The 6,257-nt window shown below is 34.2% G+C and carries 7 protein-coding genes and 1 other annotated feature; of the genes, 2 read left to right on the top strand and 5 right to left on the bottom strand.

The genetic code is table 11. The features are described from left to right. Both RWZ86_RS08015 and RWZ86_RS08010 read right to left on the bottom strand, forming a co-directional pair. Entirely contained in the window at positions 1 to 678 is a 678-nt protein-coding gene (locus RWZ86_RS08015) for a methionine ABC transporter permease (protein WP_314681254.1), read from the bottom strand. A 1-nt stretch (position 679) separates the two neighbouring features. Beyond that, entirely contained in the window at positions 680 to 1,726 is a 1,047-nt protein-coding gene (locus RWZ86_RS08010) for an ATP-binding cassette domain-containing protein (RefSeq protein WP_314681252.1), read from the bottom strand. Positions 1,727 to 1,779: 53 nt separating this feature from the next. Then, positions 1,780 to 2,010 (bottom strand) — a binding site (T-box leader). Positions 2,011 to 2,149: 139 nt separating this feature from the next. On the opposite strand from RWZ86_RS08010, the gene tehB reads away from it, so the two are divergent. Continuing rightward, positions 2,150 to 3,010 carry an SAM-dependent methyltransferase TehB gene (tehB, locus tag RWZ86_RS08005; protein WP_314681250.1) on the top strand — a complete coding sequence of 287 codons (861 nt, stop codon included), beginning with the start codon at positions 2,150 to 2,152 and terminating at the stop codon, positions 3,008 to 3,010. A 10-nt stretch (positions 3,011 to 3,020) separates the two neighbouring features. Beyond that, positions 3,021 to 3,626 carry a protein adenylyltransferase Fic gene (gene fic, locus RWZ86_RS08000; protein WP_314681247.1) on the top strand — a complete coding sequence of 202 codons (606 nt, stop codon included), beginning with the start codon at positions 3,021 to 3,023 and terminating at the stop codon, positions 3,624 to 3,626. Positions 3,627 to 3,738: 112 nt separating this feature from the next. Here the strand turns inward: fic and RWZ86_RS07995 are convergent, their stop codons facing one another. The 3 genes from RWZ86_RS07995 to udp all read right to left on the bottom strand — a co-directional run bounded on the left by RWZ86_RS07995 (position 3,739) and on the right by udp (position 6,151). Next, positions 3,739 to 4,539, bottom strand: a complete 801-nt coding sequence (locus tag RWZ86_RS07995; RefSeq protein WP_314681244.1) for a class I SAM-dependent methyltransferase — start codon at positions 4,537 to 4,539, stop codon at positions 3,739 to 3,741. Between the two features lie 145 nt (positions 4,540 to 4,684). Beyond that, a complete protein-coding gene (gene deoC / locus RWZ86_RS07990; protein ID WP_314681242.1) occupies positions 4,685 to 5,356 on the bottom strand; it encodes a deoxyribose-phosphate aldolase in 672 nt (223 codons plus the stop codon). 15 nt (positions 5,357 to 5,371) lie between these two features. Next, complete coding sequence (udp, locus tag RWZ86_RS07985) at positions 5,372 to 6,151, bottom strand: uridine phosphorylase (RefSeq protein WP_314681239.1); 780 nt, start codon at positions 6,149 to 6,151, stop codon at positions 5,372 to 5,374. Between the last annotated feature and the right edge of the window lie 106 nt (positions 6,152 to 6,257).

The following is a 6,257-nucleotide window of genomic DNA, read 5'->3' as shown; positions in this document are numbered from 1 at the left end:
TTATTTCGTAGCTCTTTTTTCTAGGAAGTCACCGATTGCTTGGCTGATAAATACGATAATCAACATAATAATCGTTGCTACTACGATTACGTCTCCTTGGAATCGATTGTATCCTCTTGAAATTGCTAAGTTACCAATTCCCCCAGCTCCAAACGCACCAGCCATTGTTGTTAACCCAATTAAGCTGATTGTTGTTAGAGAAGAAGCACGAATTAAACTTGGCAATCCTTCTTTTAAGTACACACGGAAAATAATTTCCAATGGTGTACATCCCATAGCGATTGAAGCTTCAATCACTCCTTTATCCACTTCTAACAAAGCTAATTGTACTTGTCGTGAGAAGAATGGAACAGTCGCAATGACTAGTGGAACAATCGCACCAGGAATTCCAATTGTAGTTCCGACAATGAATCTTGTTAATGGGATTAATAACATCGCTAAAATGATAAATGGAATCGAACGGAATAAGTTCACGATTTTATCTAAAGTCGCATACAAAATTTTATTTTCTAAAATATTGCCTTCGCGAGTAACGACTAAAACAACTCCTAGTGCAATTCCTAATACTCCAGCAATTAATCCTGTAAGTCCGACCATGATTAAAGTATCAATGGTACTTTTAATAATTTCTTGAGTGACACGAGCATCAATATTTGGAAATAATTGGTGTAAGTTCATCTTATTCAACCTCCTTTGGTTCATCTAGAATTTCTGTTTGAACACCTGATTGGTGAATATATTCGATGGCTTGTTGAATTTTTTCAGCTTCACCAGATAAACCTACTAGTAAAGTTCCAACTGCAGTCTCTTGAATGACTTCTACATTAGCAAATAAAATATTCGCTGCTACTTGGAATTGAGTCGATAATTTCGTAATTAGCGGTTCTCCTGTAGAAGCACCTACAAATGAAATTTTTGCAAGAACATCTCCTGGATTTAAGTTTAGTAAATGTTCATGTTGTAGAACTGTTTCAATTCCTTTGTTAATATGTGTTGCTGTATCAATGAAATCTTTTGTTAATGGTTTTTGTGGATTTGTAAAGATTTCTAATACTGATCCTTGTTCAATAATTAAACCTTGTTCCATTACGGCAACTTTATTACAAATCTCTTTTACAACTTGCATTTCGTGAGTGATAATCACGATTGTAATGCCTAACTGTTCATTTACTTTTTTCAAAAGTTCTAAAATAGATTCGGTTGTTTTTGGGTCTAATGCACTTGTCGCTTCGTCACATAATAGAACATCTGGATCATTCGCTAATGCTCTCGCAATCGCAACCCTTTGTTTTTGTCCCCCAGATAATTGTCTTGGGTAACTTGTAATTTTGTCTTCCAATCCTACTAAGTGTAGAAGTGACTCAACTTTTTCCTTAATTTCCGCTTTAGATAATCCTGAGCGTTTTAATGGAAAGGCAACATTCTCAAATACAGATAAAGTATTCATCAAATTGAAATGTTGGAAAATCATTCCGATTTTTTTACGAGCATCTCTTAATTGAGCCTCTTTTAAACTCGTTAACTCTACTCCTGAAACAGTTACTGTTCCATTTGTTGGACGTTGTAATAAATTGATGGTACGTACTAATGTACTTTTTCCAGCTCCACTATAACCGATAATTCCGTAAATATCGCCATCTTCGATTGTAATGTTTACTTGCTTTACAGCTTCAACAGTTTTTCCTGATTGCTGAAATGTTACATCAATATTTTTTAATTCAATCATTCGTTTCTCCTTTCAAGCAAATAAAAAGCCCGCTCTTTGGTTTTACTCACCAACCAAAGGACGAGTTCTCTCGTGTTACCACCTTTATTTACAGAATTCTCACAAATTCTGCCTTAATCAGTTCATTTAAACTGAAAAGCTATATCGGGCTTTCCCGTAATCGTTTAATGATTCAACGATTAGCACTCAAAGGCCATCTTCAAAGCTTCAACTATTATCTCTTTTCACCAAACCGAGACTCTCTAAAATAGATACACTTTTACTCTCCTTGTCACAGTGCGTTATGACTATGAAACTAGGATACCAACAAACTCTGTTACAGTCAATTTCTAGATTACTATCACTTGTTATAAGTTTTACCTATATACTTTCCCTTGCATATCCCTCTTCTTTTTTCTACAATGAACTTACGAGGTGATATACATGAACAATTTAATTTCTTATAAAAAAATGCCCCTATGGACGGCGGAAACTTTGCCTGAACCGTTTAAAAAAATGCATAATACAAAGGTAGGAACTTGGGCTCAACTGAATATTTTAAAAGGAGAAATTACGTTTGAATTTTTAAATGAAGATGGAAGTGTTAGTGATACTGTACTACTAAATGCGACTACTCCTATTCCCTTGGTGGAACCACAACAGTGGCATCGAATTGCTAAAGCAAGTGACGATATCGAATGCTATTTAGAATTTTTCTGTAAAAAGGAAGATTATTTTTCTAAAAAATATGGCTATACTAAGACTCACTCTGAAGTATTAGCTGCTCAACCGCTGATTCCAAAAGGACGTGTACTTGACTTAGGAAGTGGAGAAGGTCGTAATAGTTTATACCTTGCTTCATTAGGCTATGACGTCACTTCATTGGATTGGAATGTTCCAAGCTTACAAAAATTACAAGAAGTAGCTGCTCAAGAAGGACTTTCACTTGAAGTTGAGCCATATGATATTGAATGTGCCGATATTCCTGGCGGACAATATGATTGGATTGTATCAACGGTTGTATTGATGTTCTTACATGAGGAAGTCATTCCAGATGTTATTGAGAATATGCAATCTCACACAGCTTCTGGTGGCTATAATCTAATTGTAGCTGCTATGTCTACTGAAGATGCACCTTGTCCTGTGAATTTTCCATTTACTTTTAAAGAGGACGAATTACTAAATTATTATGCCGGGTGGGAAATTTTAAAATATAATGAAGACTTTGGAGAACTCCACAAAACAGACGAAAACGGCAATCGTCTACGCTTCAGATTTGCGACACTGTTGGCAAAGAAAGGATAAGGAAGGATTTATGGTTTTAGAAAACAAACTGCATTTAACTGATTCTGTAAAACTTGCCAGAATTGAAGAGAAGATGAGTAAGAAAAAAGCCATTGAATTATTCGAAAATCATTTACTGGATCAATATGAAGTTGGTTCTTACAAAATGCTTTCCGCCATTCACGCTTATTTATTCGAAGATATCTATGATTTTGCTGGAAAAATACGTACAGTCAATATGGCAAAAGGACATTTTCGATTTGCGTCTGTCATGTATTTAGAAGAAGCTTTAAAAAATATTGAAAAAATGCCCCAATCAACCTTTGATGAAATTATTGAAAAATATATTGAGATGAATATTGCTCATCCATTTCGTGAAGGCAATGGTAGAAGTGCTAGAATTTGGTTGGATTTATTATTAAAGAAGGAATTACAACAAGTCATTGACTGGAGTAAGGTAGATAAGGAAGATTATTTACTCGCTATGGAAAGAAGCCCTATTAAGGATGTCGAAATTAAGCATCTGTTAAAACAAGCTTTAACGAATGATATTCATAATCGAGTTCTTTATATGAAAGGAATTGATTATAGTTATTATTACGAAGGATATACAATCTATAAAGCTGAGGAGCTATAAAACATATTCATACATTATTTATAGTAGTAGACCTACGGTCTCATGTCTAAAAGCCACAGATTTGCTGTGGCTTTTATGTTTCTTACTACTATAAAAACTTATTAAAACAATTCTATCTAGAAATTCGAATCTGAATCAAGATTGCGGCTTTTTGGATAAATGGGATAAATGAAACGATACGATGCGCTACTTTCCATCGATTTGGATATTGTGCCATTGTATAATCAAAACTCAATAATTCTGCATATTTACCAAATAAATCAAACAATTCTTCTTTAGAAGAAAGTCCCCAATACATTTTAACCCCATGTTCTCTAAATTCTTTTTGTTTATTTTTAGTTGCAATCATATGATGTTGTAATGTATCAAAATAACATTCATATTGATGAAATTCTCTCTCTAAGTTTGTTGCTAATTCCTTTACATCATTTGTGTTAAAGTACATTAACACGCCTTCAATAATGAATAAGTAATCTCCCTTTGGATATTGTTCTTTAACTATTTGAATCCATTTATCATCTAATATCGAGTCAGCAATCATCTGTGAAGTAGTTGTTTCTTCAAAAAACTCTTGTCTTAATGTAATGACATCTAAAAAGTCTACACTAAAAAATGGAATATCTTCTGCTCCAATTCTTCCTTGCCTATCATCTAAACCACAACCTAATTGTACAATGACGGGATGTTTATGACTCTCAATAAAATTCTTGCAGCAATCATCAAAATATTTCGTTCTTAAACAAACTCCAATTCGATCAAAAAAAGAAATCTTTACCATTGAAGGAACTTGCTTCATCATTTCTTCGGCTTTTTGATCAATAAACAACCGATTCTTTTGCGAACCTTCTAAAGCTTTTGCTTGTAGTGTCATTAGCATCGTTTTAGAAACTTTATTTTCAAATAATTCTCCCATTCTATCAACTCCTATTTTTAGGTGTACCTAAACTTTACCCCATTCTACTCTTTTCTTTTTCTATTTTCAATACCCTTATAACACAAAAAATCCTGCAAGTAATTTCTTACTCACAGGATTTAACCTATATTCTTTGATTAAATTTCTAATAGCTATTTTCTTCAACTGCTTGATTTTTAACAATTTTTACAATACGGCTTGTACCTAAACGGCTCGCACCTAATGAGATGAATTTTTCTGCATCATCTAAGCTAGAAATGCCACCTGCAGCTTTAATTTTCACAGAAGGACCTACATGTTCTTTCATTAAAGCTACTGCTTCAAATGTAGCACCACCTGTTGAAAATCCAGTTGATGTTTTAATATACTCTGCCCCTGCACGTGTCACTACTTTACACAATTCAATTAATTCTTCTATCGTTAATAAACAAATCTCGACAATGACTTTCAAGATTCGTCCTTGACAAGCTTCATGAATTTGACGAATTTCTTCTTCTACTAAGTCGAAGCGTTTATTTTTTACATCTGTAATATTGATGACCATATCGATCTCACTTGCGCCATTAGCAACTGCATCTTTTGTTTCAAAAACTTTTACACTTGTTGTTGAATATCCATTAGGGAATCCAATAACTGTACAAATCGGTAATTTACCGTCAACATATGCTGCTGCTTGTTTGACATAACTAGCAGGAATACAAGCTGAAGCTGTACCATAATGAATCGCATCATCTAAAATTTGTTGAATTTCTTCCCATGTTGCATTTTGTGTTAATAAGGTATGATCGACGGTTGCTAAAATTTCTTTTAATTCCATTTGATTCACCTATCCTTATGCGTTTTGACGGTCTTGTGCAATTAAGTTACGTAAAGCTTGTACAGCAACTGTAATTGCTGCTTCTGTATCATGAACGATTGGATTTTCTAAGCCTGCAGCATTTCTTTCTTGATTTCCTACTACTAAGAATGTTGAACCAACTCTTACTCCTAAATGACTAGCTACTACAAATAAAGCTGCTGATTCCATTTCTGAAGCTTTTACTTTTAGACGTTTCCAAGCTTCCCATTTTTGTTGTAATTCATAGCTTACTGGCATTACTTCTGGTTCATGTTGACCATAGAATGAATCTTTACATTGAACAATTCCAGCATGAGTTGTATACCCTAATGTTTTACCAGCTTGTAATAATGCTGTTACAACATCATAGTTCGCAACGGCTGGGAACTCGATTGGCGCATATTCACGAGTTGTTCCTTCTGTACGAATTGCACCTGTAGCAATCACGATATCGCCACCTTTTACATCGATATCAATTCCTCCACAAGTTCCAACACGAACAAATGTGTCTGCACCACTTCTTACTAATTCTTCTAAAGCGATAGAAGCTGATGGTCCACCAATCCCTGTTGAAGTCACACTAACTTTTTCTCCATCTAAGTATCCTGTATATGTGACATATTCACGGTTATCTGCAACTAATTTTGCATCTTCAAAATGCTCTGCAATTTTCGCACAACGTTTAGGGTCTCCTGGTAAAATAACGTATTTACCTACATCTCCTTTGCGAATGTTTAAATGATATTGTAATCCTTCTTCTGAATAATTTTGCATCTCTCTTCCTCCTTTTAGGTATCCTATGAATACCTTAACTGTAAGATTATACCATAATTTTATACTTTTTGAAAACGTTCGCTAAAAAAATCAAAAAGAAAAGACT

It is taken from the genome of uncultured Granulicatella sp. (genome assembly GCF_963545075.1).
Taxonomy (GTDB): Bacteria; Bacillota; Bacilli; order Lactobacillales; family Aerococcaceae; genus Granulicatella.
This window is presented reverse-complemented; position numbering and strand designations above follow the sequence as displayed.